Genomic DNA, 22,268 nt, shown 5'->3' on the forward strand with positions numbered 1-22,268 from the left:
TTTCTTTTATTTTATCCCACATGTAGCTGGCAGTCTTGACAATGAATAACCAGCTGAGCAGGGCTATTTTCTTGCTTGTAGCTGAGATGAGTGGTGTTATCCTCTTTCATCATGGTAAACGCCTTATCCTTTGGAAGTTTGAGGCTAGAATCTTCCTCCCAGATGTCCAAACTGATGTTCGTACTTGGTTTAAAGGTTAGGACAAAATCCTTCAACTTCCAGACACAGTCTTCTAATGTTATCCTTGCATCTAAAAGGCTCATGCTTGAGAGAGTAATAACGGCATCGCTGGCTTCCAATTTTAACTCGCTCAGCTGTCCATCTGAGATAGTTAGTGTAGAGTCTTCTAACCGTAGAGCAGAGCTTGGACAGTTCACTTTCGTCATGCTGATGCTGCTATCATCTGCATTGATGACTAGCTGTTCGCTCGCCTGCACAGCCGCCATCGTCAGACTGCTATCTGTTGTTTTCAGATTGAGATTGGTAAGGGGCAGTAGTTTTTTAGGGATTTTGAGAATAGCAGAGCTGGTTTGCTGGTTGGAAAAGTAGGGGTGGTCTGGGAGTGGCTTGCTAGATAGGTACAAACTATCCTGAACCAGTTGATAGTCAAAAGCCTGGTAGCTGCCATCGTCTGAAACAGGATTGTGCAATAAGACAGCTTCTCCGTCGTAACTTTGAACACTAAGAGCCTGATTTTCGAGAACAATCTGTAGATTTGAAAAATCAGGTAATTCTTCAATCTTTGCCTTCAATTCAATCCTTTCTCTAGCTTGATAGGCTGAATGTTTGAAATTGTTGAAAAAATTCTCCCAGTCAAATTGAAAGTCAAAATCAAAGTTGAAATCAAATGGTTTAGATGAATGTGGACTTGCTTGGTCTTTCTCGGTGATTAGGGCATCTTCAGGTAGATTGGCAATGATTTCTTTTGCTGCTTCATCAGGTGTTCCTAGCTCTATAATAGCTTCCTCATCGTTATCCTTTTCGTCAAAATATTCATTGAAGTAGTCTAAAGCCTCCTGTCTGGCACTTGGATGAAGTTGAAATAATGCTTGTTCCAGTTGGTTCAAATAATCTGCGCGTGTCATTTTCGTAAGCTCCCTTCTATAATTCCGTCAATATGGTCTTTGTAGCTATTCCATTCACCCTGCAGGAAGGGGATGTGCTCACGTCCAGCAGGTGTGATGGTATAGTATTTCCGCTTTCTCCCTTGAAATTCTTGGGTATAGGTTGTAACGTAGCCAGCCTTTTCCAATTTTTTCAAGATAGGGTAGAGCGTGGACTCCTTTATGTCAGCAACTATCTTGATAGTCTGACTGATTTCGTAGCCATAGGAATCTTGTTTTTCCACAATGGCTAAGACTAGAAATTCAATCAAGATAGAGGATACGGGGTAATACATGAACTCACCTCTTTATCTTTATAGCCATCCAGTTTATCTTTTACTACTTCGTTAACTTGCTTTGCCGTACGCTAGTACAGCCTACAGCTAGTTGCCTCGTATTAAAAGTAAACTGAAAGGCTATGTATAATTATTTTATATATAAATTATATACCTATTATTTGGCAAAATCAAGCGATTATATAAAATTTTTATATATCATCAAAATTCTTTTCTATGTGCTATACTAGTTTCATGAATGAACTTGAATTATTAGCTCGTGCTCTTGGTTTTATCTTTGTTATCGGTTTAGGTTATACATTAAAAGCCAAAGGGATTGTTCGAAGGGAGGATGCGACAATCTTTTCTTGCTTAGTGATGAATATTACGCTACCAGCTTCTCTCCTTGTAGCTTCAGCGACAGCCCAAGTATCTATAGATTTATACGTTCCCTTCATATTAGGGATTCTTTGTAATCTTTTTTTGGATATGGTGGGATACTGGGAGGCAAAGAAGTCTGGTCAACAGCCTTCCGTCGGTCTTATGCAGTTATCAGGCTATAATATCGGAACCTTTACACTCCCATTTGTGCAATCTTTTTTTCCGCTATCTAGTCTACTAAGCGTCATCGTATTTGATGCGGGGAATGCAATCATGGTTCTAGGTGGGAATTACAGTATCGCAGCTGGTGTGGATGAAGAGCAGGAAAGAATGACCATTGCAACTTTTATAAAGAATCTTTCACGCTCAGTTCCACTAGTAGTCTATCTAGTTAGCCTATCGTTAGCAGCCTGTTCTATCAAACTTCCACGCGAACTTATCTCTGCGCTGACGATAGCCAGTAACGCCAATCCTTTTTTAGCCATGCTCATGTTGGGAATCTTGCTTGATTTAAAATTGAATTGGAAAGAAATTAGTCGATTGGCCTATCTTCTCTCTTTGAGGCTAGGTGCGAATATTCTAATAGCAGGGGTCATTTATTTTCTTCTACCTATTGATAAAACGATGAAAATCATGTTGCTGATCTGTCTAGTCTCTCCGATTTCAGTCATGTCCCCAATATATGCATTAAAGTTAGGTAGTCGCTCAGCTGAACCTGCCAATGTTAACTCCTTATCTATTTTGGTCAGTCTAGTCATGATGGTTCTTCTTATTTTTCTATTCGTTTAAAAAAGCCTCCGCGTGTGCGAGGGCTTGATTATATATTAATCAATAAAGAATTCTTGTGGACCTTGGTAACGACTTCCATCATTAAAAGCGATGTAGAGGTTAAAGATAGGTGTAAGAAGAACATAGAAGATAGCTTGTACAGCTGACAAACCGAAGCTACGACCAAAATTGTAAACGAGATAGATGCCATATAATGGTCCTGCTAGTGGAATCAGTAAGAATAGAATGAACCATCTTTTTTCATAGCCAAAGGCGATGCATTGTTGGATATAGAGATTGTAGATTGGAATCAATGATTTCCAACCAGCGTAGCCTGCTTTTTTGAAGAGGATGTAGTTGGAAATAGCAACAAGAATATACCAAATAAATGAAAATAGTAGTGTTGTACCCCAAATGCCAATGAGAATTACCTGTGCTAATGTTTCTTCTGTCATAATAAAACTCCGTTTCTTTTTTATAGTTACATCATATCAGTATTAGTTCAATAACACAATATAAAATTGCATTTTTTTAAAAATTTTCAGAAAAAACGACTTTCTATTGAAAGCCGTTTGAAATTTTATTTGTAAGAGACGATTCCGAGAATGACATCGACAGCTTTTTCCATGGTTTCGAGGCTGACGAACTCGAAGCGACCATGCATGTTTTCACCACCTGCGAAGATATTTGGCGTTGGAATGCCCATGAAGGAAATCTTAGAGCCGTCTGTTCCTCCGCGAACAGGTTCAATTAGTGGCTTGATACCTAGATTTTCCATGACGTCTTTAGCAATGTTGATTGGGGTCATGTCTTTTTCGATGATTTTCTTCATGTTGTAGTATTGGTCATGTAGGTTGACAATGACACGTGGAGTGTCAAAGTTGGCATTCATCTTTTCAGCGATGTCCAACATGAGCTGTTTGCGGGCAAGGAAATCCTCTTCCTCGAAGTCACGGATGATGTAGGTGGTAGAAGCAGTATCAACACTACCTTCTATGTTCATCAAGTGGAAGAAGCCTTCATAACCTTCAGTTTTTTCAGGACGGTCTGCTTCAGGAAGGGCATTGTGGAAATCAATAGCCATCTGGAAGGCATTGATCATCTGGTCTTTTGCTGAACCTGGGTGGACATTGCGTCCTAGAAAATCAATCTTGGCACCTGCTGCTGAGAAGGTTTCGTACTGGAGTTCGCCCAGCGGTCCACCGTCCATAGTGTAGGCAAAGTCCACATCAAAGTCTTCTACATCAAACTTGTCTGCTCCGACACCGATTTCTTCGTCAGGACCAAAGCCGACACGGATTTCACAGTGCTTGATGTCAGGGTTTTGGACTAGGAATTCCACCGCTGTCATGATTTCTGCAATTCCTGACTTGTCATCAGAGCCTAGCAAGGTGGTACCGTCTGTGGTAATCAGTGTTTGACCGTGGTAGTTGGCAAGTTGTGGGAAGTCTTTTAGATGCAATTCGTAGCCAGAAGTTCCCAGGGCAATTGGGTTGCCGTCGTAGTTTTCGATGATCTGCGGGTTGACACCTTCTGCGTTGAAATCCGCCGTATCCATGTGGGCGATGAAGCCAATCTTACGCGTCAAACTTGGGTCGTTGGCAGGCAGTGTTCCCACAGCAAAACCATTTGGTAGGTAGTGGACATTCTGTAAGCCGATGCGTTTCATTTCAGGAAGAAGGATATTCTGTGCAAACTCGACTTGGTTTTGGGTAGAAGGAGTGGTTGTCGAATTTTCATCTGAGCGAGTATTTTCTTTGACATAGACCAAGAAACGGTCTAAGAGTGTTGGGTATTTCATATTGTCTCCTTATTTGTTCAAAATATGTTTTTCAATGGCTTTGGCAACGCCGTTGTTTTCATTGGTGTCTGTGATGTCCTGGGCGATCGCCTTGACCTGCTCGTTAGCGTTGCCCATGGCAATACCAAGTCCAGCAAATTCAATCATTTCCAGATCGTTGTTGGCATCTCCCATAGCCATGATTTCTTCTGGGAGGATACCGAGGCGGTCTGCCAGTTTTTTCAAACCAGTGGCCTTGCTTGCACCGTTTGGTAAAATTTCCAAGAGATAGTCCTGTGAACGAACGGTGGAATAGCCTTGGCTGAGTACAGGATTGTGTTGATTTTCAAAGGCATCAATATGCTCTTTTTCACCGACGAACATGGCTTCAAAGAAGCGATGCTGACCTGACTTGGCTTCTTTTAAATCAATTGGTTGAGGAGTCATTCCTACCAAACCTGCGTCCAAATTAACGCGTGCATTGGCTTTTTCTGCAAGAACGAAGTAGTCTTCCTCGTCAAAGAGAGAAATTTGCACATCATCATTTTCAATAAAAGTGGAAAGATAATCAATATCAGAGATAGATAGTTCTTCCCAGTCAATCAGGCTCCAATCCTTTGTCGAATGGGTTGAACAGCCGTTATTGACAATGATAAATTCTTCCTCGGTGTCAAAGCCGAGCTGCTCTACGAAAGGCTTCACACCAGCCAAGGGTCGACCAGTACAGAGAACAATCTTGACGCCCGCTTCAACAGCCTGATGAATGGCATCAATCTGTGGCTGCATCAGCTCTTTTTTCTCGTTTAAGAGGGTTCCGTCCATATCAAGAGCGATTAGTTTAACCATATAAACCTCCTTGTTTTCAATACATCTAGTATAGCATAAAATGAGAAAGGAATGATTGAAATACTAAACTCTGTTCTATATTGTAAAATAAATTGGGTGGCGGATAGATGAAATGAAAGTGTAAAAAATAGAAGTGTTTCAAAAATGACAATGTTCATTATGTGGCAGGAAAGTCTAACATTGCTAGGGGATATAAAACATGGAGTATGAGCCATATAAACAAAGGTAAGGACTGTCTATGAAAGATGTTATAAAAAATAATTCAGATTTCAAGATACCGTTGTTCGATTCCCTGGAGTGAATAGCACCCATGCTTGATCATGATTAAAGAATAGAGACAATGGAAATATCGGTTATGGACCAGTATTTTTTGGTATAATAGGGGAATAGAAGAGGAGTTATGTATGAAGATTAGTGTTCAGAAAGAGTCCGAGATGTACCTGTTAACTATTTCCTACACTGTTCCAGCTAGTTTGGCAGAAGCTTGGGACTTGTTGGCGACAGATAGTGGTTTTGCCCGCTGGTTTCCACAGTTAAACATTGTAGGAAATACGCTGGTTTTTGAAATGGAAGGATTCCGTGAAGTTATGGATTTACTGGAATACCGAAAAAATGAGAAAATTGCCTACACATGGGATTCAGCAATAGTTTCATTTACACTGTCTCAGCTAGAAAATCAGACCTTGATTACTTTTGAAGAACGAATTCCAGAAGATTTTGGTAATGAATTTGCGAATGCTCAAAAAGACATGACAGGCTGGTTGGTGCAAAATGAATGTATCAAAAAAGTCTTAGAAGGTCAGGAGTCGCCTGTACGTCAACCCTTGCAGGAAAAGTGGAGGACTTTTCTGGAGCTTGAATTAGAAGGTCTGTGATTTGAAAGGAGGCTACTATGAAAAAGTGGTGGGAACAACTGAAAGAAGAATATTATGAAACACGGTTTGATTCTAATGAAGATTGGATGGAATGGTTTATCAAGCGGAAGATGACCTGGGGATGGAGATGGCCGACTGCCATAACGATTTTTGTCCTTTGGGCTCTATCACTTCCAGATGCTAGAAATGCGGTTCGTTTCTTTTATTTTTTATTGGCGCTGGGAGTAGCTACGGTTTTACATAAATTAATATCTTATTTGAAAAGAAGAAAGTGAGAGCATATGCATCAAATTACTTGCCCACATTGTGGGACGGCCTTTCAGGTCAATGAAACAGAATATAGTCAGCTTTTAGCCCAGGTGCGTGGTGCGGAGTTTGACAAGGAAATCCATGAACGATTGGAGCGGGAACGAGAATTATTAAGCCAGAAGGCTGAAAATGATTTGCAGGCTAGATTGAGTGATAAGGATAAGGAGATTCTGGAACTGACCGCAAAACTTGATAAATTTGCTAGTCAGACGGAACTGGAGATCAGCTCTGCTATTTCCCAAAAAGACCAAGAAATCCAAGAGCTTAAGGCTCAGTTGGGGCAAATCGGTCTTGCCAAGGACTTGGAGTTGCAGCAGGCGGTAGCTCAGGTGGAAAAAGAGCGGGATGCGGCACAAAATGCTTTGGTTTTGCAGGAACAAAAGCAAGAGTTAGCGTTGGCGACCACTCGTCAGGAGTACGAGGTGCGGCTCAAGGCGGCGGATGAGCAGGTGGAATTTTACAAAAATTTCAAGGCCCAGCAGTCTACTAAGGCAATTGGTGAGAGCTTGGAGCAGTTTGCTGAGGCGGAGTTTAACAAGGTTCGCTCCTATGCTTTTCCACGTGCCAAATTTGCGAAGGACAACGAAGTATCAGCGTCCGGTTCAAAAGGAGATTTCATCTTCCGTGATTTTGACGAGTCGGGCTTGGAATTTATTTCCATCATGTTCGAAATGAAAAACGAGGCAGATACGACCAAGACCAAGCATAAAAACGCTGATTTCTTTAGGGAGTTGGACAAGGACCGTCGGGAGAAAAAATGCGAATATGCTGTATTAGTTAGCATGCTAGAGGCGGACAATGACTATTACAATACAGGGATTGTGGATGTTGGTCATGAGTATGAGAAGATGTATGTTATCCGACCACAGTTCTTTATCCAATTAATCGGAATTTTACGAAATGCTGCGCTTAATAGTCTGCAATACAAGCAGGAGTTAGCCTTGGTTAAGGAGCAGAATATCGATATTACTCATTTTGAAGAAGATTTGGAAATTTTCAAGAATGCTTTTGCCAAAAACTATCAATCGGCCAGCAACAATTTCCAAAAGGCTATTGATGAAATCGACAAGGCAATCAAGCGAATGGAAGCTGTCAAGGCAGCCCTGACCACCAGCGAAAACCAGCTTCGCCTAGCCAATAATAAACTAGATGATGTCTCCGTCAAAAAACTAACCCGCAATAACCCAACTATGAAAGCCAAGTTTGAGGCGTTGAGGGAGGAGGAAGATTAAGATTGAAAGTGAGAGTGGAGATATGGTGAAAGATAGAAAAATAATTTTGATTGATGGAGAGGACAAGTCAGAAAATATCGAATCGCTTCAATCGATTCGTTACAAAGGGAAGCTCTACTTTGAAATTTATTTTAAAAATAATGTCCAACCTTATCGCTACAATATGCAGAGAGTTGAGGTGCTGAAGTTTTCCAAACAGTTGAATCCTTCAGAGATAGGAGTTTATAGAAGGCAAGATGGGGTTTTATTAAATAATATTGAGTCAATTGTTGAATTCAATGGAACGCACTCACGAGCTTATATCATCCGCTACAAAAATGGCACTGGAAAATTATATATGGGGAGAGACCTAGAAATACGGCAAAATGAGTTGACACATTCAAATAGTCGTCATGTTTTTAGTTATTTGACAGAACTATCTAAGCTGAATCCTCTGAGAAACTCTGGGACTGATCAATTGCTCTTGTTAAAAAGGTATGAGGAATTGGATTACGTAGACAAAACAGTTGCTTTAGCGAGCTATCTAAGTCCCAGTAAGAAGAATAACTTGCCGCTTCATGGGGAACTGATTTTCCCTTTTGGTTGCAATAATAGTCAATATAAAGCAACAAAAAATGCCTTAATAAATCAATTTAGTGTCATTCAAGGACCTCCTGGAACTGGTAAGACACAAACGATTCTGAATATTATAGCTAATATAGTGATACGGAATAAGACGGTTCTAATTGTTTCTAATAATAATGCAGCCATTGATAATATTTACGAAAAACTGAAGAACTATGGTCTTGACTTTCCCGTGGCTTACCTTGGAAGTGAAAAAAATAAAAATAATTTTATTCTCAATCAGTATAGTATGTACCCTGATTTTTCTTCGTGGAGATTAAAAGATAATGGTATGGAAAGTCTTGATAAGGAATTAAATGAAAAGATTCGTAGGCTTCCTCGTATTTTTGAAATTCAGGAAGAAGTGGCTAATCTGAGACAAGAACTCTCAGAACTAGAAACGGAATATCATCATTTCAAGGATTTTTTTGAGCACATAGATATATCGCCTATAGAATTAAACCTATATTCTGCTAAGAAGTTATTTAAGCTTTGGAATGAATTTGAGGAATTCTATAAAAAGAATAAAAGGTTAGGTTTAATTTTTAAGATAAAAAACTTTTTATTATATGGTGTTAAAAACTGGGAACTTTATAAACAAGAATTATCTGATTTGACAATACAATTTCAGAACCTATTTTACCAGCATAAACAAACAGAAATAAGGAATAAATTAGAAACTCTTCAAGAAGAATTGGTTCACTTAAATGGTACGGAAGTTTTAAACAATTTGACCAGTGATTCATTAAAGATTTTCAAAAATTTTCTAGTTAGTAAGTATGGGAATGGAAGAAATAGAGTACAGTTTACAAAGGAAGATTTAAGGGAACAATCGAAACGAGTTCTTCTAGAATATCCTATTGTTCTTAGTACAACATTTTCATCAACAACAAGTTTAGGAAAGAATATTACCTATGATTATTTAATCATAGATGAAGCCTCACAAGTGGATATTACAACTGGGGCACTAGCATTATCCTGTGCTAAAAATGTTGTAGTTGTTGGAGATAGTAAACAGCTACCGCATATTGTCACAAAAGATTTCAAAGAAAGTAGTGCTCAGCTTTTCCATAAATATGGTGTTCATAGTGGTTATGAATACACAAACAGTTTTCTTCAATCGGTACTAAAAGTGATTCCGAATATTCCAGAAACGCTATTACGAGAGCATTATAGATGTCATCCCAAAATTATCAATTTCTGCAATCAAAAGTTTTATGATGGTGACTTAGTGATTATGACAGGTGATAAAGGGGAAAAAGATGTTCTTCAGGCTATTAGAACACCTAAGGGAAATCACGCTCGTGATCACTATAGTCAGAGAGAGATTGATATAATTCTGAAAGATGTTATTCCAAATTATGAAATCTATCGGGAGCGGACAGGAGTTGTCACGCCTTATCGAAAGCAGAAAGAGAAGTTGCAAGAGCAAATTGATGATTTGGAAAGCGATACAGTCCATAAGTTTCAGGGAAAAGAAAAAGATACGATAATCATCTCCACGGTTGATAACAGCATAACACGTTTTACGGATGATCCGTACTTACTAAATGTGGCGATATCAAGAGCTAAAAATAAATTATTTCTTGTCATGACTGGGAATGAGCAATCATTAGATAAAAATATTAGTGATTTATTGGGATATATACAATATAATAATTTTGAAGTAAGAGAGAGCCCTGTATATTCCATCTTCGATTACTTATACAAACAGTATGAGCAAGAAAAGGAGGAATATTTTAGAAAACGAAAACGGATATCGCGATATGATTCTGAGAATTTAATGTATCATCGGATTAAGGAAGTATTTATGAGCGATGAAAAATATAATAGTCTAGATGTTATACATGACTATAAACTGCATAATCTTGTGAAGGATTTTACTCGACTAACAGAAGTGGAAGCGAAGTATGCAAGGCATGGAAATACGCACCTTGATTTTTTGATAATCAATAGACTTACCAAAGCACCTGTACTAGCTGTAGAAGTAGATGGATATGCATTCCACAAAGGTAATTCTAAGCAGTTTGAACGTGATATTATGAAGGATAACATTTTGAAAAAATGCGACATCCCCCTAATCAGGTTTAAAACAAATGAGAGTCAGGAAAAAGAAAAATTGATTGAAATATTGGATGGATTACTAGGAAGATAGCAATGAACATGATGGCATTTTCCAATATTATAATGACAGCCACCCTGTTGAAGACATGATTTTCAAACGTACTCCGAGTCAGATTGGACGTCATGTGGAGCTCTGCCATCCACCCAAAATCTTAGACAAGGTCAAGAAGATTTTTGAATTGCTCCGCACTGGGCAAAAAGACCAGGTGACCATGTGGTTCAAGTCCGAGAGCATGGGCAAGTTTGTCTATGTGGTCTATAAGGCCGTGCGTGATGACCAGGGAGAGTTTCAAGGCGTCTTGGAATACGTCCAAAATATCCAACCATTTTTTGAAATTGACAGCGATTTTCATCGGGAAATTTAGAAAATCTTGTATGTAATTGTGAGAGGAAAAAAGATGAAACAATTTGAACGCATTTATGAGAATTTGGACTTAATTATTTTCAAGGCTGACTATATCGAAGGAAAAAGTGTAGAAGTTGTGGTTAGTTTGAATGATTACTATTATTTGATACAGCATGTTGATAAAAAAGGCTTAGTTGAAAATGAACTAGATTATACTTCTATTCGTATCAGCAAGGCAAAAAAATTCAGAGAATTTTTGAAAGAAATCAAATTATTGGAGTGGCCTACCCTAAAATTAGGAGATAAAGGATATTATGATGCCCCGTTGACATTTTCTTACGGCTATGACGAAGAGGAAGAAGTCGGAATTGACGAAGCTGTTCCCTTTGGTGCGGTGCCTTCTGAAACCATGCGACGTGTTCATAAGGAACTTGAGAATTTGATAGGTACGACCTTTGGAAGCTACCGTTTTTATGATGAGTAATTAACACCAGACCGCCCACAAGTGCGGTCCTTTGTGTTATAATGAGAACATGATTTCAGGAATTATTAACGTCAAAAAAGAAGCGGGCATGACCTCGCATGATACAGTTTTTAAACTCCGAAAGATTCTGCAGGAGAAGAAGATTGGACACGGTGGGACGCTAGATCCAGATGTGACAGGGGTTCTGCCAATTGCAGTCGGCAAGGCTACTCGTATGATTGAGTTCATGCAGGATGAGGGGAAAATCTACGAGGGGGAGATTACCATTGGCTACTCGACCACGACAGAAGATGCATCGGGCGACCTTGTTGAGCGGACACCGGTTTTGGACATAGCAGAGCAGGTAGTTGATGAGGCTATGGCTAGTTTTGTCGGTACTATTACCCAGATTCCGCCTATGTATTCCGCCGTCAAAGTAAATGGCCGCAAGCTCTATGAGTACGCACGAGCGGGTGAAGAAGTCGAACGTCCCCAACGCCAAATTGACATATATAGTTTTGAACGTACCAGTCCAATTGAGTTGGCAGATGATTGTGCACGATTTACCTTCCGAGTTCGTTGTGGAAAGGGCACCTATGTCCGTACTCTTTCTGTTGACTTAGGGGCTAAGTTAGGCTACGCCAGTCACATGTCTAAGTTGGAACGAACTGGTTCAGCAGGAATGGACCTAGCGGATGCCTTAACTTTGGAAGAAATTTCTTCGCTGGTAGCTGAAAATGATTTTTCATTTCTCCAACCTATTGAACGTGGTATCGGGGATTTACCTGTTGTAGAATTGAAAGAAGAGCAGGTGCAAGATGCTACATTTGGTCGATTTGTAGAATTGGATGCAGAAGCAGAGCGCTTAGCAGGCTTTCATGATGGTCAGTTGATTGCTATTTTTGAAAAACGCGACCAGCTGTATAAACCGAGCAAGGTTTTGGTCTAAGAAATTTCTCAATAACTGTGATAAAATAGAAAACATGAACATTAGAACACTTAAACATTATAGTGAATTGAATCAAGAGGAGCCGACGGTTTTAGTACTAGGCTACTTTGATGGGATTCATCTTGGGCACAAAGCTTTACTTGATCGAGCAAGGAAAGTAGCAGATGAGCAAGGTTTGATAGTAACTGTTCTGACCTTTCCAGAGTCACCTCGGTTGGCTTTTTCTCGCTTTAGCCCAGAACTTTTACTGCATTTGACTAGTCAAGAGCAACGTTACCTCTTATTGAAAAAATATGGTGTTGATAATCTTATTTTGACTGATTTTACTAGCGAATTTGCCAGTAATACTCCAGAAGAATTTATTGAGCGGTATGTTAAGGGGTTGAATGCACAAGTCTTAGTTGCTGGATTTGATTATCATTTTGGGAATTGCAGAGCAGATGTCAAAGATTTGACAGAGCTATTTGATGGACAGGTAGAAATTGTAAGTGAAGTGAGCCTGGGCGGAGAGAAAGTTTCTTCAACTCGCATTCGTCAGGCTATCCAGTCAGGGGATGTCTCTCTAGCTAATCAACTTTTAGGTTATCCATTTATGACGGAGGGAATTGTTGTTCATGGAGATGCCAGAGGGCGCACTATTGGTTATCCGACTGCAAATCTGGCTCCTTTTGACCGTGTCCATTTACCATTTGAGGGAGTCTACGTCGCTGATGTCGAAGTAGATGGGAAACGCTATCGAGCTATGACAAGCGTTGGGAAAAATGTGACCTTTGATGGAACTGAGATGCGGATAGAAGCCCATATTTTTGGGTTTGACCGCTTTATCTACGGAGAAAAAATAACTATTTTTTGGCTTGAAAAAATTCGAGATATGGTCAAATTTGATGGGATTGAAGGTTTGATGGAGCAGATGAAATCTGATGAGGAATTTGCCTTGCAATGGGGAAAACATGCTTAAACGATTAATTCGTCATCCTTTTTATGAGAAGGCTATGACCTACATAGCTGTAGTCTATGTATTTCTTATCGTACTTGAATTAATGGATGCTAGTATTGCCAATTCTAGTGGCTATCGGGTACTGGATTGGCTCCTGTGGTTTATTTTTGTCTGCGATTATTTTGCTCAGCTTTATTATGCGGATGACATACTTGAATATGTACAGGGGCATATCTTGGAATTAATTGCCATTATTCCATTTGATTCATTCTTCAGTTTTCTTCGCTTGGGAAGACTTGCACGACTCTTCAGATTGGTCAAAGTAACGAGAATATTTGCCCTGTCTAATCGATTCTGGGATACAATCAACAAGCTTTTGCATACCAACAGTTTATCCAAGGTATTGATGCTAAATAGCTCAGCAGTGCTAGTTTCAAGTGTCTTATTATCAGTGATTGAAGGAAAATCATTCTTCGATGCACTTTGGTGGTCCATTGTAACGATGACAACTGTAGGGTATGGAGATATTGTCCCCCAAGATACGATTTCTAAAATTATAGCCATCCTCTTGATGTTGGTTGGTATTTGTACTTTTGGTATGGTTACCTCCACAATAACTCGTTTTTTCTCTGAAACAGAGCGAGAAACGAAGTTGGATATCTTGATGGCGAAAATTGATGAACAAAACGAAACATTATTACGCTTAGAGAAAAAAATAGAATCTTTAGAAAAATTAGGTGAATTACAGGGAAGAGATTAGATTTACTATTGAAAACTCTTTTAAGTTAGAGTATAATAAGTAAGAAGAAAAATGTTTTTAGAGGGGATGGAAGACATGATTACTTTATTTTTGTCACCGAGTTGTACCAGTTGTCGTAAAGCTCGTGCTTGGCTGACAAGTCACGAAGTCCCTTTTATTGAGCACAATATTATGACTAGCCCTCTAACTGCTGAGGAATTAAAGAACATTTTAGCATTGACAGAAAATGGGACAGATGACTTGATTTCTACCCGTTCAAAAGTTTTTCAGAAACTAGATATTGATGTTGATGAGCTTTCTGTGAAGCAGCTTATTGGGTTAATCGAAACCTATCCGAGTCTCTTACGGCGTCCGATTATTTTGGATGAGAAGCGGATGCAGATTGGTTTTAACGAAGATGAAATTCGTGCATTTCTTCCGCGGAAGTACCGCAAACAAGAACTAAAAAATGCTACATTGAGAGCAGAAATAGGATAAGAAAGATAAAAGATATGAACAAAAATTATTCATATCCACTTGATTTTTCGTGGAGCACAGAGGAGATTTCCTCCGTGCTTTCTTTTTTGAATCAGGTGGAGGCGGCTTATGAAAAAGGAGCAGATGCGGTAGCTATATTAGCTAGTTATAAAAGCTTTAAAGATGTTGTTAAAAGTAAGGGACAGGAACGTCAAATTGATCGTGACTTTGAAGCAGTTTCTGGTTATTCAACCTATCGAGTTGTTAAGGCTGCTCGAGATAAGGGGAAAGGAGTTATTCGTTTTGGAAACTAAGTATCACTTTGCCCAAACGATTGTCCTGGAGGCTGGAAATTTTCTCCGACAGCATCTACATGATGATCTTCAGATTGAAGAAAAAGGTGACTTTACAGACTTGGTAACGCACCTTGATAAACAAGTGCAAGAAATGCTGACTCAACAGATTCAATCTCGCTATCAAGGTGATGGGATTTTAGGTGAGGAAGGTGGAGACGTTTCTTCTATTCATGAGGGAAATGTTTGGGTTATTGATCCAATTGATGGCACCACAAATTTTATTGCTCAGAAAACTGATTTTGCCATTATGATTGCCTATTTTGAAAATGGAGTAGGAAAGTTCGGGATCATTTATGATGTTATGCGAGACAAACTTTTCCATGGAGGAGACTCATTCCCTGTTTATTGCAATCAAGAACGCTTAAAGAAACCAGAGCTGCGCCCTCTTCGCCAGAGTTTGATAGGAGTCAATGCACAGTTGTATGCAGCCAATGCACATGGAGTGGCAGAATTAGCAAATCAAAGTTTAGGTACAAGATCTGTAGGAAGTGCGGGAATTGGTTTCGCCCACGTTCTGGAAGGAAGATTATTTGCCTATGCTTCTTATCTGTGTCCATGGGACTACGCAGCAGCCAGTATTATTGGTTCCTCTTTAGGTTTAGTCATGTTAAGTTTTGATGGTCCGAGTCTGGCCTATGATAAACGAGAGTTTGTCATGCTAGTATCAGAATCCCATCTTGAGGAAGTGAAGGGGTATATATTCTAATGCAATTGCCACAGGATTTTATAGATAAATATAATCATTTGCTTGGTAGTGAAGCCCAAGCATTTTTTGAGAGTTTCGAACAAGACCCAATCTCAGGATTTCGCACAAATCCTCTTAAAGAAAGCCAATTGGACTTTGAGCAACCAATCCCTAATATGACTTGGTCATACTATGGTAAGGTCTCAGGAAAGTCTCCAGAACATGTAACTGGCTTAGTCTACTCACAAGAGCCGGCTGCACAGGTTGTCGGTCAGATTGCAGCTCCGGAAAAAGGGATGAAAGTGTTGGACTTGGCAGCAGCACCAGGAGGAAAGTCTACTCACTTGCTTTCATACTTAGAAAATACGGGGCTCTTGGTTAGTAATGAAATTTCCAACAAACGAGCAAAAATCTTGGCTGAAAATATTGAGCGTTTCGGAGCGAGAAATGTTGTTGTAACAAATGAATCAGCAGACCGCTTGGAAAAGATCTTTCCAGGATATTTCGATATGATTGTCCTAGATGCTCCCTGTTCAGGTGAAGGGATGTTTCGAAAAGACCCTGATGCGATTCAATATTGGTCCAAACATTATCCAGCACAATGTGCAAGCTTACAAAGAGAGATTTTAGAATCGGCCTTGAACATGTTGGCTCCAGGTGGTCAATTGATTTATTCTACTTGCACTTGGTCACCAGAGGAAAATGAAGAAGTAGTGACGTGGCTCTTAGAACAGTATGATTTGGAACTAATAGACATTCCTAAAATCAATGGAATGGTAGAAGGAATCGGTTATACAGAAGTTGCTCGTATGTATCCCCACCATTTTGCAGGAGAAGGTCAGTTCGTTGCCAAATTTAGATTTCTAGGGGAAGTTAGTCAGAAAAAATTAAAACCAGGGAAATCCAATTTGAATAGAGAACAGCAATCTCTCTGGAAAGAATTTGAACAGAAGCATTTAAGGGTTCAATTGGATGGTTTACTGCAGGTTTTTGGCGACAATCTCTATCTACTGCCACACGGCCTTCCTGATTTGTCAAAAGTAAAGATTGCTCGAAATGGCCTTCACTTGGGGACGTTTAAGAAAAAAAGATTTGAACCAAGTTTTGCTTTAGGTCTAGCACTCCATAGTTCGGAGGTTAAAAATCGAGTGGAAATCAGCTCAGAAGAATTCTCGTCCTATACTGCTGGACATACAATAGCTGTGTCCAAGGATTTAGCTAATGGCTGGTATCAGGTAGCAGTCCAGGGGAACGGTCTTGGTTTCGCAAAAATTGTATCTGGAACGCTTAAAAATGGCTTTCCAAAAGGGCTGAGATTTTAAAATAAATCAGCAAATTTTTTTTGCAACTTGTCTTTTTATATGATATAGTGGATGAGTGGAAATATCTTGTAAATTCTATGTAAAATACAGAGTTAATTTTAGGAGATTCCACTGAAAAATGTAAAGGAAAAAACGAAATGAAAAAAAAGCAGAAGCTTGGAATTGCAGCTTTGTTTCTTTTGAGTAGTATGGCTCTTTCAGGTTGTTCTTCTTGGATCGATCGAGGAGAGTCTATTACAGCCGTAGGTTCGACAGCGCTTCAACCACTTGTTGAGGCAGCAGCAGATGAATTTGGTAGTGTCAATATCGGTAAATCCATCAACGTTCAGGGTGGAGGGTCAGGTACTGGCTTGTCACAAGTTCAGTCTGGAGCTGTTCAGATTGGTAACTCTGACGTATTTGCTGAGGAAAAAGATGGTATTGATGCAAGTAAACTTGTTGACCATCAAGTAGCAGTAGCTGGTTTGGCCGTTATTGTAAATGAGCAAGTATCGGTTAAAGATATTACTACAGAAGATCTGCGTAAAATTTTTACTGGTGAGATTACCAACTGGAAAGAACTGGGTGGTAAGGATTTGGAAATTTCAATCATTAACCGTGCAGCTAGTTCAGGTTCACGTGCGACCTTTGATAGTGTTATCATGGATGGAAAAACCGCAGCTCAGAGTCAAGAACAAGATTCTAACGGTATGGTAAAATCTATTGTTGCTCAGACACCAGGTGCAATTTCCTACCTATCATTTGCTTATCTAGATGATTCCGTTAAAACAATTAAGCTAAACGGTTTTGAACCAACCGCTGAAAATGTAGCAACAAATGATTGGCCAATTTGGTCCTATGAGCATATGTATACGATGGGAAAAGCGACTGATTTGACAGAAGAATTTTTAGATTACATGATGTCAGATGAAGTTCAAAATGGTATCGTTGAAAGTATGGGATACATTTCTATCAACGATATGAAAGTTGTGAAAAGTGCTGATGGCACGGTGTCTGAGAAGGAGTAAGCATGAAAAACGAACAACTAGCAAAAGAGTTATCGTCTCCATCTAAAAATTCTCGATTAGAGAAGTTTGGTAAGGTAATTACATTCCTTTGTCTATCATTGATTGTCTTTATTGTTGCAATGATTTTGATTTTCGTTGCGCAGCGTGGATTATCGACTTTCTTTGTTGACGGTGTGAGCATCACTGATTTCTTATTTGGAAGCAAGTGGGAACCAAGCTCGAAAATATTTGGTGCCCTGCCAATGATTTCAGGTTCTTTCATTGTTACGATTCTGTCAGCTGTTGTTGCGACCCCTATCGCAATCGGTGCAGCGGTCTTCATGACAGAAATATCACCAAAACGTGGTGCAAAAATCTTACAACCTGTTATCGAACTTTTGGTTGGTATTCCATCGGTTGTATATGGTTTCATTGGTTTGCAAGTAGTTGTGCCATTTGTACGTTCAATCTTCGGTGGAACAGGTTTCGGTATCTTGTCGGGTGTATTTGTACTTTTCGTTATGATTTTGCCAACAGTAACCTTTATGACGGTTGACAGTTTGCGTGCAGTACCTCGTCACTACCGCGAAGCAAGTTTGGCTATGGGAGCTACCCGCTGGCAGACGATTTGGCGTGTTATTTTGAACGCGGCTAAGCCAGGTATTTTTACGGCCGTTATCTTTGGTATGGCGCGTGCCTTTGGTGAAGCCTTGGCTATTCAGATGGTAGTTGGTAACTCAGCGGTTATCCCGACTTCCTTGACAACGCCAGCAGCGACTTTGACTTCTGTTTTGACAATGGGTATCGGTAATACGGTTATGGGAACTGTTCAGAACAACGTCCTATGGTCCTTGGCCCTAGTCTTGCTCTTGATGAGCCTTATCTTTAACATGGTTATGAAATTTATTACAAGAGAGGGTAAGAAAAACTATGCACGCTAAAAAATTTGATAAATTGGCGACTGGTATTCTTTACTCAATCGCTGGTGTGATTGTCGTTATCTTGACGTCACTGATTCTTTATATCTTGCTACGTGGTCTGCCACATGTAAGCTGGGATTTTTTGACAAGTAAATCTTCATCTTACAAAGCTGGCGGTGGTATTGGAATTCAGCTCTACAACTCATTCTTCCTATTGGTGGTAACGCTCTTAATTTCTGTTCCCTTGTCAACCGGTGCAGGTATTTATTTGGCTGAATATGCTAAAAAAGGTCCATTGACTAACTTTATCCGTACCTGTATTGAGATTTTGTCATCCCTACCGTCCGTTGTCGTTGGTTTGTTTGGTTACTTGATTTTCGTTGTTCAGTTTGAGTACGGTTTTTCTATCTTATCAGGTGCCTTGGCTCTTACAGTCTTCAACTTACCACAGATGACGCGTAACGTAGAGGACAGCCTTCGTCACGTTCACCATACACAACGTGAAGCAGGATTGGCTCTTGGTCTATCACGTTGGGAAACTGTTCTCCATGTTGTTATTCCAGAAGCACTTCCAGGGATTGTAACAGGTATCGTCTTGGCATCTGGTCGTATCTTCGGTGAGGCAGCAGCTCTTATCTACACGGCTGGTCAGTCAGCTCCAGCTCTTGACTGGTCAAACTGGAATCCATTGAGTGTTACTAGTCCAATTTCTATCTTCCGTCAATCAGAAACCCTTGCGGTTCATATCTGGAAGGTAAACAGCGAAGGTACAATCCCAGATGCAACCCAAGTTTCTGCTGGTTCAGCAGCAATTCTCTTGGTTTTCATCTTGATTTTCAACCTTTCTGCACGATATATCGGTAAGAAACTTCATGCGAAACTGACTTCAGCAGCCTAGAAGTCTGACTTATAAGGAGAAAAAATGGCAGATTACAACTGGAATGAACGCCATATCATTACTTTTCCAGAGGAGAATATCGCCCTTTCGACAAAAGATGTTCATGTTTACTATGGTAAAAATGAAGCAATCAAGGGCATTGATATGCAGTTCGAAAAAAATAAAATTACAGCCTTGATTGGACCATCGGGGTGTGGGAAATCAACCTATCTTCGCAGTCTTAATCGTATGAATGATACTATTGATATTGCTAAGGTAACCGGTCAAATTCTTTATGAAGGAATCGATATTAACAGACCAGATATGAACGTTTACGAAATTCGAAAGCATATCGGAATGGTATTCCAACGTCCCAACCCATTTGCAAAATCTATTTATCGTAACATCACATTCGCACATGAACGTGCAGGCGTGAAAGATAAGCAGGTTTTGGATGAGATTGTTGAAACTTCTCTGAAACAAGCGGCACTTTGGGATCAGGTAAAAGATGACTTGCACAAGTCAGCCTTTACCTTATCAGGTGGACAGCAACAGCGTTTGTGTATTGCACGAGCTATCTCTGTAAAACCACAAATCTTGCTTATGGATGAGCCCGCATCAGCCTTGGACCCGATTGCGACTATGCAGTTAGAAGAAACTATGTTTGAATTGAAGAAGGACTACACCATTATCATTGTTACGCACAATATGCAACAAGCAGCTCGTGCAAGTGATTACACAGCTTTCTTCTATCTGGGTGACTTGATTGAATATGATAAGACAGCAAACGTCTTCCAGAATGCAAAACTCAAGTCAACTAGTGACTACGTTTCAGGACATTTTGGATAGAAAGGAAACAAATGACATCACCTATTTTACAAGTAAAAGATTTGTCTGTTTACTATAACAAGAAAAAAGCCTTGAATAATGTGTCAATCGATTTCTATCCAAATGAAATTACTGCTTTGATTGGACCATCTGGTTCTGGTAAGTCAACCCTCTTACGTTCTATTAACCGTATGGGAGATTTAAACCCAGAGGTAACATTGACAGGTGCGATTGATTACAACGGAAAGAATATATACAGTCCTCGTACGGATACTGTTGATCTTCGTAAGGAAATCGGTATGGTCTTCCAACAACCAAACCCATTCCCGATGTCTATCTACGAGAATGTCGTTTATGGCCTACGTATCAATGGTATCAAGGACAAGCAGGTCTTGGACGAAGCAGTTGAGCGTTCCTTGATTGGTGCTTCTATTTGGAATGAAGTGAAAGATCGTCTACATGACTCAGCAGTTGGACTTTCAGGTGGTCAGCAGCAACGTGTATGTGTAGCCCGCGTATTGGCGACAAGCCCAAAAATTATTTTGTTGGATGAGCCAACTTCAGCCCTTGACCCAATCTCGGCTGGTAAAATTGAGGACACCCTTTATGGTCTGAAAGATAAGTATACAATGGTGCTAGTAACACGTTCTATGCAACAGGCATCACGTATTTCAGATCGAACAGGTTTCTTCCTTGATGGCGATTTGATAGAATACAATTTGACAAAAGAAATGTTCTTGAATCCTGCCAATAAAGAAACAGAAGACTACATTACAGGTAAGTTCGGCTAAGGCCTATAAGAAAAAGAAAGAGGTTCACATGTTAAGAGCTCAATTTGAAGAGGAATTAGGAAAACTTCATAACCAATTTTACGCCATGGGAAATGAAGTATTGGCTCAGATTAATAATGCTGTTCGTGCCTTTACAACTCATGACCGTGAATTAGCAAAAGAAGTCATTGAAGCAGATAAGAAAATCAATGCTTTCGAAGTGAAATTAGAGAAAAAATCACTTGAAATCATTGCTCTCCAACAACCCGTCTCAACAGATCTTCGTCGCGTTATTACAGTCTTGAAAGCAACTAGTGATTTGGAGCGTATGGGAGACCATGCAGTCTCAGTTGCTAAAGCAGCTATCCGTATGAAGGGAGAAGTTCGCATCCCAGTAGTTGAAGAAGAAATCAAGAAAATGGGACGTGAAGTTCGTCAATTAGTAGAAGAAACTTTGGAACTCTACTTAGGTGATGCTGATATGGAGCGCGCTTATGAAGTAGCAGCACGTGATGAGGTTGTCAATGAATTCTATTCAACTATTCAAGAATTGACAACGGAAGAAATCAAGAAGAATCCAGAATCCTTGGTTGCTGGTCGCGACTATTACCAAGTTTTAACCTACTTGGAACGTGTCGGTGATTATGCTAAAAATATTTGTGAGTGGGTTGTTTATCTACGCACAGGTGATATTACAGAGTTGTAATTCAGAAGTCCGAGAGGGCTTCTTTTTGTGTAATGGACTTTTATAAAAAATGCTGAATTTCTTTAGCTTGTTTTAAGTTTTCAATACTATACTATTATCATCAGGTAAAGAGGAGTTATTTAACGGGTCTCATTCTGATAATATTCTATTGAAAATGGGAATTTCATGTCATTTATTAATCAATTTAAGTCACAGTCAAAAACAGTACTAGCTGCTGTTGCTATTTCAGCTGCTACCTTGGGCTTTGCAGGGGGAATGAGTATTTCGAAAAGCTCAACAGGAGTTTCAACACAAAGTCAGGCAAGTTTGGCGCAAAATAATTCTGCAGCAACGAATGGACAGGTAGCCGCATCTGCGAATACCCAAGGTATGCCACCAGGACAGGGTGGAGCACCTCAAGGTATGCCACCAGGTCAAGGAGGCCCTAGCCAAGGTACAACCCCTCCTGATGCAACAAGTGGAGCAACCCAGTCAAACTCGAGTACTTCTTCTGATGAAGTGAATGCTTTAAAAAAGAGGAATCAAGAAATTAAATCTCAAATTTCAGGAGATAGTAGTTCTTCTAATCAATAAATATTGAGATTTCGATTTTTACTTATTCCATGATATAA

General features: G+C 39.7%; 25 protein-coding genes and 1 pseudogene. 21 read left to right on the top strand and 5 right to left on the bottom strand.

What is annotated here, in order from left to right:
* Positions 1-11: 11 nt before the first annotated feature.
* Positions 12-1,085: an HAAS signaling domain-containing protein gene (locus tag K5Q29_RS01255; protein WP_205032508.1), complete on the bottom strand. Its 1,074-nt coding sequence runs from the start codon at positions 1,083-1,085 to the stop codon at positions 12-14.
* Complete coding sequence (locus K5Q29_RS01260) at positions 1,082-1,399, bottom strand: PadR family transcriptional regulator (protein WP_002940906.1); 318 nt, start codon at positions 1,397-1,399, stop codon at positions 1,082-1,084. The genes K5Q29_RS01255 and K5Q29_RS01260 overlap by 4 nt, the downstream gene beginning before the upstream one ends.
* A 234-nt stretch (positions 1,400-1,633) precedes the next feature.
* Here K5Q29_RS01260 and K5Q29_RS01265 point away from each other — a divergent pair, with 234 nt between their 5' ends.
* Positions 1,634-2,548, top strand: coding sequence for an AEC family transporter (locus K5Q29_RS01265; protein ID WP_205032507.1), 915 nt, complete (start codon positions 1,634-1,636; stop codon positions 2,546-2,548).
* 35 nt (positions 2,549-2,583) lie between these two features.
* On the opposite strand, the gene K5Q29_RS01270 is transcribed toward K5Q29_RS01265, so the two are convergent.
* From K5Q29_RS01270 to K5Q29_RS01280, 3 genes are all read right to left on the bottom strand, one after another.
* The gene (locus K5Q29_RS01270; protein ID WP_044761849.1) at positions 2,584-2,982 is read right to left on the bottom strand and encodes a DUF5684 domain-containing protein; all 399 of its coding nucleotides are present in this window, start codon (positions 2,980-2,982) and stop codon (positions 2,584-2,586) included.
* Between the two features lie 125 nt (positions 2,983-3,107).
* Positions 3,108-4,328, bottom strand: coding sequence for a peptidase T (pepT, locus tag K5Q29_RS01275; protein WP_105139921.1), 1,221 nt, complete (start codon positions 4,326-4,328; stop codon positions 3,108-3,110).
* Between the two features lie 9 nt (positions 4,329-4,337).
* Entirely contained in the window at positions 4,338-5,153 is an 816-nt protein-coding gene (locus K5Q29_RS01280) for a Cof-type HAD-IIB family hydrolase (protein WP_024406942.1), read from the bottom strand.
* Positions 5,154-5,557: 404 nt separating this feature from the next.
* Between K5Q29_RS01280 and K5Q29_RS01285 the strand changes: the two genes are divergently transcribed.
* The 20 genes and pseudogenes from K5Q29_RS01285 to K5Q29_RS01385 all read left to right on the top strand — a co-directional run bounded on the left by K5Q29_RS01285 (position 5,558) and on the right by K5Q29_RS01385 (position 22,230).
* On the top strand, positions 5,558-6,028 hold the full coding sequence (locus K5Q29_RS01285; protein WP_105139920.1) for an ATPase: 471 nt from the start codon (positions 5,558-5,560) through the stop codon (positions 6,026-6,028).
* 17 nt (positions 6,029-6,045) lie between these two features.
* Complete coding sequence (locus K5Q29_RS01290; RefSeq protein WP_002940881.1) at positions 6,046-6,303, top strand: hypothetical protein; 258 nt, start codon at positions 6,046-6,048, stop codon at positions 6,301-6,303.
* A gap of 6 nt (positions 6,304-6,309) precedes the next feature.
* A complete protein-coding gene (locus tag K5Q29_RS01295; RefSeq protein ID WP_105139919.1) occupies positions 6,310-7,569 on the top strand; it encodes a DUF2130 domain-containing protein in 1,260 nt (419 codons plus the stop codon).
* Between the two features lie 22 nt (positions 7,570-7,591).
* Complete coding sequence (locus tag K5Q29_RS01300) at positions 7,592-10,327, top strand: AAA domain-containing protein (RefSeq protein WP_239515159.1); 2,736 nt, start codon at positions 7,592-7,594, stop codon at positions 10,325-10,327.
* Positions 10,328-10,337: 10 nt separating this feature from the next.
* Positions 10,338-10,661: pseudogene (locus K5Q29_RS01305) on the top strand (PAS domain-containing protein); the annotation flags it as partial.
* 33 nt (positions 10,662-10,694) lie between these two features.
* The gene (locus K5Q29_RS10600; RefSeq protein WP_238600793.1) at positions 10,695-11,126 is read left to right on the top strand and encodes a hypothetical protein; all 432 of its coding nucleotides are present in this window, start codon (positions 10,695-10,697) and stop codon (positions 11,124-11,126) included.
* Between the two features lie 52 nt (positions 11,127-11,178).
* Positions 11,179-12,054: a tRNA pseudouridine(55) synthase TruB gene (gene truB / locus K5Q29_RS01320; protein WP_172699876.1), complete on the top strand. Its 876-nt coding sequence runs from the start codon at positions 11,179-11,181 to the stop codon at positions 12,052-12,054.
* Between the two features lie 34 nt (positions 12,055-12,088).
* Positions 12,089-13,012 carry a bifunctional riboflavin kinase/FAD synthetase gene (locus tag K5Q29_RS01325; RefSeq protein ID WP_105139917.1) on the top strand — a complete coding sequence of 308 codons (924 nt, stop codon included), beginning with the start codon at positions 12,089-12,091 and terminating at the stop codon, positions 13,010-13,012.
* Positions 13,005-13,751, top strand: coding sequence for a potassium channel family protein (locus K5Q29_RS01330; RefSeq protein ID WP_029176613.1), 747 nt, complete (start codon positions 13,005-13,007; stop codon positions 13,749-13,751). The genes K5Q29_RS01325 and K5Q29_RS01330 overlap by 8 nt, the downstream gene beginning before the upstream one ends.
* Before the next feature lie 75 nt (positions 13,752-13,826).
* Positions 13,827-14,228 (top strand): Spx/MgsR family RNA polymerase-binding regulatory protein, encoded by a 402-nt coding sequence (locus K5Q29_RS01335; RefSeq protein WP_009909989.1) that lies wholly within the window; start codon positions 13,827-13,829, stop codon positions 14,226-14,228.
* A 14-nt stretch (positions 14,229-14,242) separates the two neighbouring features.
* A complete protein-coding gene (locus tag K5Q29_RS01340; protein WP_024379624.1) occupies positions 14,243-14,521 on the top strand; it encodes a UPF0223 family protein in 279 nt (92 codons plus the stop codon).
* Entirely contained in the window at positions 14,511-15,269 is a 759-nt protein-coding gene (locus K5Q29_RS01345) for an inositol monophosphatase family protein (RefSeq protein ID WP_105139916.1), read from the top strand. Before K5Q29_RS01340 ends, K5Q29_RS01345 begins: the two co-directional genes overlap by 11 nt.
* Positions 15,269-16,570 (top strand): RsmF rRNA methyltransferase first C-terminal domain-containing protein, encoded by a 1,302-nt coding sequence (locus K5Q29_RS01350; protein ID WP_221876863.1) that lies wholly within the window; start codon positions 15,269-15,271, stop codon positions 16,568-16,570. The genes K5Q29_RS01345 and K5Q29_RS01350 overlap by 1 nt, the downstream gene beginning before the upstream one ends.
* A 137-nt stretch (positions 16,571-16,707) precedes the next feature.
* Positions 16,708-17,577, top strand: a complete 870-nt coding sequence (locus tag K5Q29_RS01355) for a phosphate ABC transporter substrate-binding protein PstS family protein (RefSeq protein WP_024389000.1) — start codon at positions 16,708-16,710, stop codon at positions 17,575-17,577.
* A gap of 2 nt (positions 17,578-17,579) precedes the next feature.
* Positions 17,580-18,497, top strand: coding sequence for a phosphate ABC transporter permease subunit PstC (gene pstC, locus K5Q29_RS01360; protein WP_044678150.1), 918 nt, complete (start codon positions 17,580-17,582; stop codon positions 18,495-18,497).
* Complete coding sequence (gene pstA, locus K5Q29_RS01365; RefSeq protein WP_002937616.1) at positions 18,487-19,374, top strand: phosphate ABC transporter permease PstA; 888 nt, start codon at positions 18,487-18,489, stop codon at positions 19,372-19,374. The genes pstC and pstA overlap by 11 nt, the downstream gene beginning before the upstream one ends.
* Positions 19,375-19,398: 24 nt before the next feature.
* Complete coding sequence (gene pstB, locus K5Q29_RS01370) at positions 19,399-20,202, top strand: phosphate ABC transporter ATP-binding protein PstB (protein ID WP_002940866.1); 804 nt, start codon at positions 19,399-19,401, stop codon at positions 20,200-20,202.
* A gap of 11 nt (positions 20,203-20,213) precedes the next feature.
* Positions 20,214-20,972 carry a phosphate ABC transporter ATP-binding protein PstB gene (gene pstB, locus K5Q29_RS01375; RefSeq protein ID WP_002937614.1) on the top strand — a complete coding sequence of 253 codons (759 nt, stop codon included), beginning with the start codon at positions 20,214-20,216 and terminating at the stop codon, positions 20,970-20,972.
* 28 nt (positions 20,973-21,000) lie between these two features.
* Complete coding sequence (phoU, locus tag K5Q29_RS01380) at positions 21,001-21,657, top strand: phosphate signaling complex protein PhoU (RefSeq protein ID WP_002937611.1); 657 nt, start codon at positions 21,001-21,003, stop codon at positions 21,655-21,657.
* Between the two features lie 165 nt (positions 21,658-21,822).
* Positions 21,823-22,230: a hypothetical protein gene (locus K5Q29_RS01385; protein WP_105139914.1), complete on the top strand. Its 408-nt coding sequence runs from the start codon at positions 21,823-21,825 to the stop codon at positions 22,228-22,230.
* The last annotated feature ends 38 nt before the right edge of the window (positions 22,231-22,268 follow it).

Source organism: Streptococcus sp. 2018037, from assembly GCF_019754195.1.
Classification (GTDB): domain Bacteria; phylum Bacillota; class Bacilli; order Lactobacillales; family Streptococcaceae; genus Streptococcus; species Streptococcus hashimotonensis.

What these genes read in the sequence shown, in the direction of transcription:
- K5Q29_RS01335 (WP_009909989.1), top strand. Translation starts at nt 13,827, where the DNA reads ATGATTACTTTATTTTTGTCACCGAGTTGTACCAGTTGTCGTAAAGCT.
- K5Q29_RS01260 (WP_002940906.1), bottom strand. Translation starts at nt 1,399, where the DNA reads ATGTATTACCCCGTATCCTCTATCTTGATTGAATTTCTAGTCTTAGCC.
- pstB (WP_002940866.1), top strand. Translation starts at nt 19,399, where the DNA reads ATGGCAGATTACAACTGGAATGAACGCCATATCATTACTTTTCCAGAG.
- K5Q29_RS01285 (WP_105139920.1), top strand. Translation starts at nt 5,558, where the DNA reads ATGAAGATTAGTGTTCAGAAAGAGTCCGAGATGTACCTGTTAACTATT.
- K5Q29_RS01330 (WP_029176613.1), top strand. Translation starts at nt 13,005, where the DNA reads ATGCTTAAACGATTAATTCGTCATCCTTTTTATGAGAAGGCTATGACC.
- phoU (WP_002937611.1), top strand. Translation starts at nt 21,001, where the DNA reads ATGTTAAGAGCTCAATTTGAAGAGGAATTAGGAAAACTTCATAACCAA.
- K5Q29_RS01385 (WP_105139914.1), top strand. Translation starts at nt 21,823, where the DNA reads ATGTCATTTATTAATCAATTTAAGTCACAGTCAAAAACAGTACTAGCT.
- pepT (WP_105139921.1), bottom strand. Translation starts at nt 4,328, where the DNA reads ATGAAATACCCAACACTCTTAGACCGTTTCTTGGTCTATGTCAAAGAA.
- pstA (WP_002937616.1), top strand. Translation starts at nt 18,487, where the DNA reads ATGCACGCTAAAAAATTTGATAAATTGGCGACTGGTATTCTTTACTCA.
- K5Q29_RS01325 (WP_105139917.1), top strand. Translation starts at nt 12,089, where the DNA reads ATGAACATTAGAACACTTAAACATTATAGTGAATTGAATCAAGAGGAG.
- pstC (WP_044678150.1), top strand. Translation starts at nt 17,580, where the DNA reads ATGAAAAACGAACAACTAGCAAAAGAGTTATCGTCTCCATCTAAAAAT.
- K5Q29_RS01300 (WP_239515159.1), top strand. Translation starts at nt 7,592, where the DNA reads ATGGTGAAAGATAGAAAAATAATTTTGATTGATGGAGAGGACAAGTCA.
- K5Q29_RS01290 (WP_002940881.1), top strand. Translation starts at nt 6,046, where the DNA reads ATGAAAAAGTGGTGGGAACAACTGAAAGAAGAATATTATGAAACACGG.
- K5Q29_RS01270 (WP_044761849.1), bottom strand. Translation starts at nt 2,982, where the DNA reads ATGACAGAAGAAACATTAGCACAGGTAATTCTCATTGGCATTTGGGGT.
- K5Q29_RS01340 (WP_024379624.1), top strand. Translation starts at nt 14,243, where the DNA reads ATGAACAAAAATTATTCATATCCACTTGATTTTTCGTGGAGCACAGAG.
- K5Q29_RS10600 (WP_238600793.1), top strand. Translation starts at nt 10,695, where the DNA reads ATGAAACAATTTGAACGCATTTATGAGAATTTGGACTTAATTATTTTC.
- K5Q29_RS01255 (WP_205032508.1), bottom strand. Translation starts at nt 1,085, where the DNA reads ATGACACGCGCAGATTATTTGAACCAACTGGAACAAGCATTATTTCAA.
- pstB (WP_002937614.1), top strand. Translation starts at nt 20,214, where the DNA reads ATGACATCACCTATTTTACAAGTAAAAGATTTGTCTGTTTACTATAAC.
- K5Q29_RS01280 (WP_024406942.1), bottom strand. Translation starts at nt 5,153, where the DNA reads ATGGTTAAACTAATCGCTCTTGATATGGACGGAACCCTCTTAAACGAG.
- K5Q29_RS01295 (WP_105139919.1), top strand. Translation starts at nt 6,310, where the DNA reads ATGCATCAAATTACTTGCCCACATTGTGGGACGGCCTTTCAGGTCAAT.
- K5Q29_RS01265 (WP_205032507.1), top strand. Translation starts at nt 1,634, where the DNA reads ATGAATGAACTTGAATTATTAGCTCGTGCTCTTGGTTTTATCTTTGTT.
- K5Q29_RS01350 (WP_221876863.1), top strand. Translation starts at nt 15,269, where the DNA reads ATGCAATTGCCACAGGATTTTATAGATAAATATAATCATTTGCTTGGT.
- K5Q29_RS01355 (WP_024389000.1), top strand. Translation starts at nt 16,708, where the DNA reads ATGAAAAAAAAGCAGAAGCTTGGAATTGCAGCTTTGTTTCTTTTGAGT.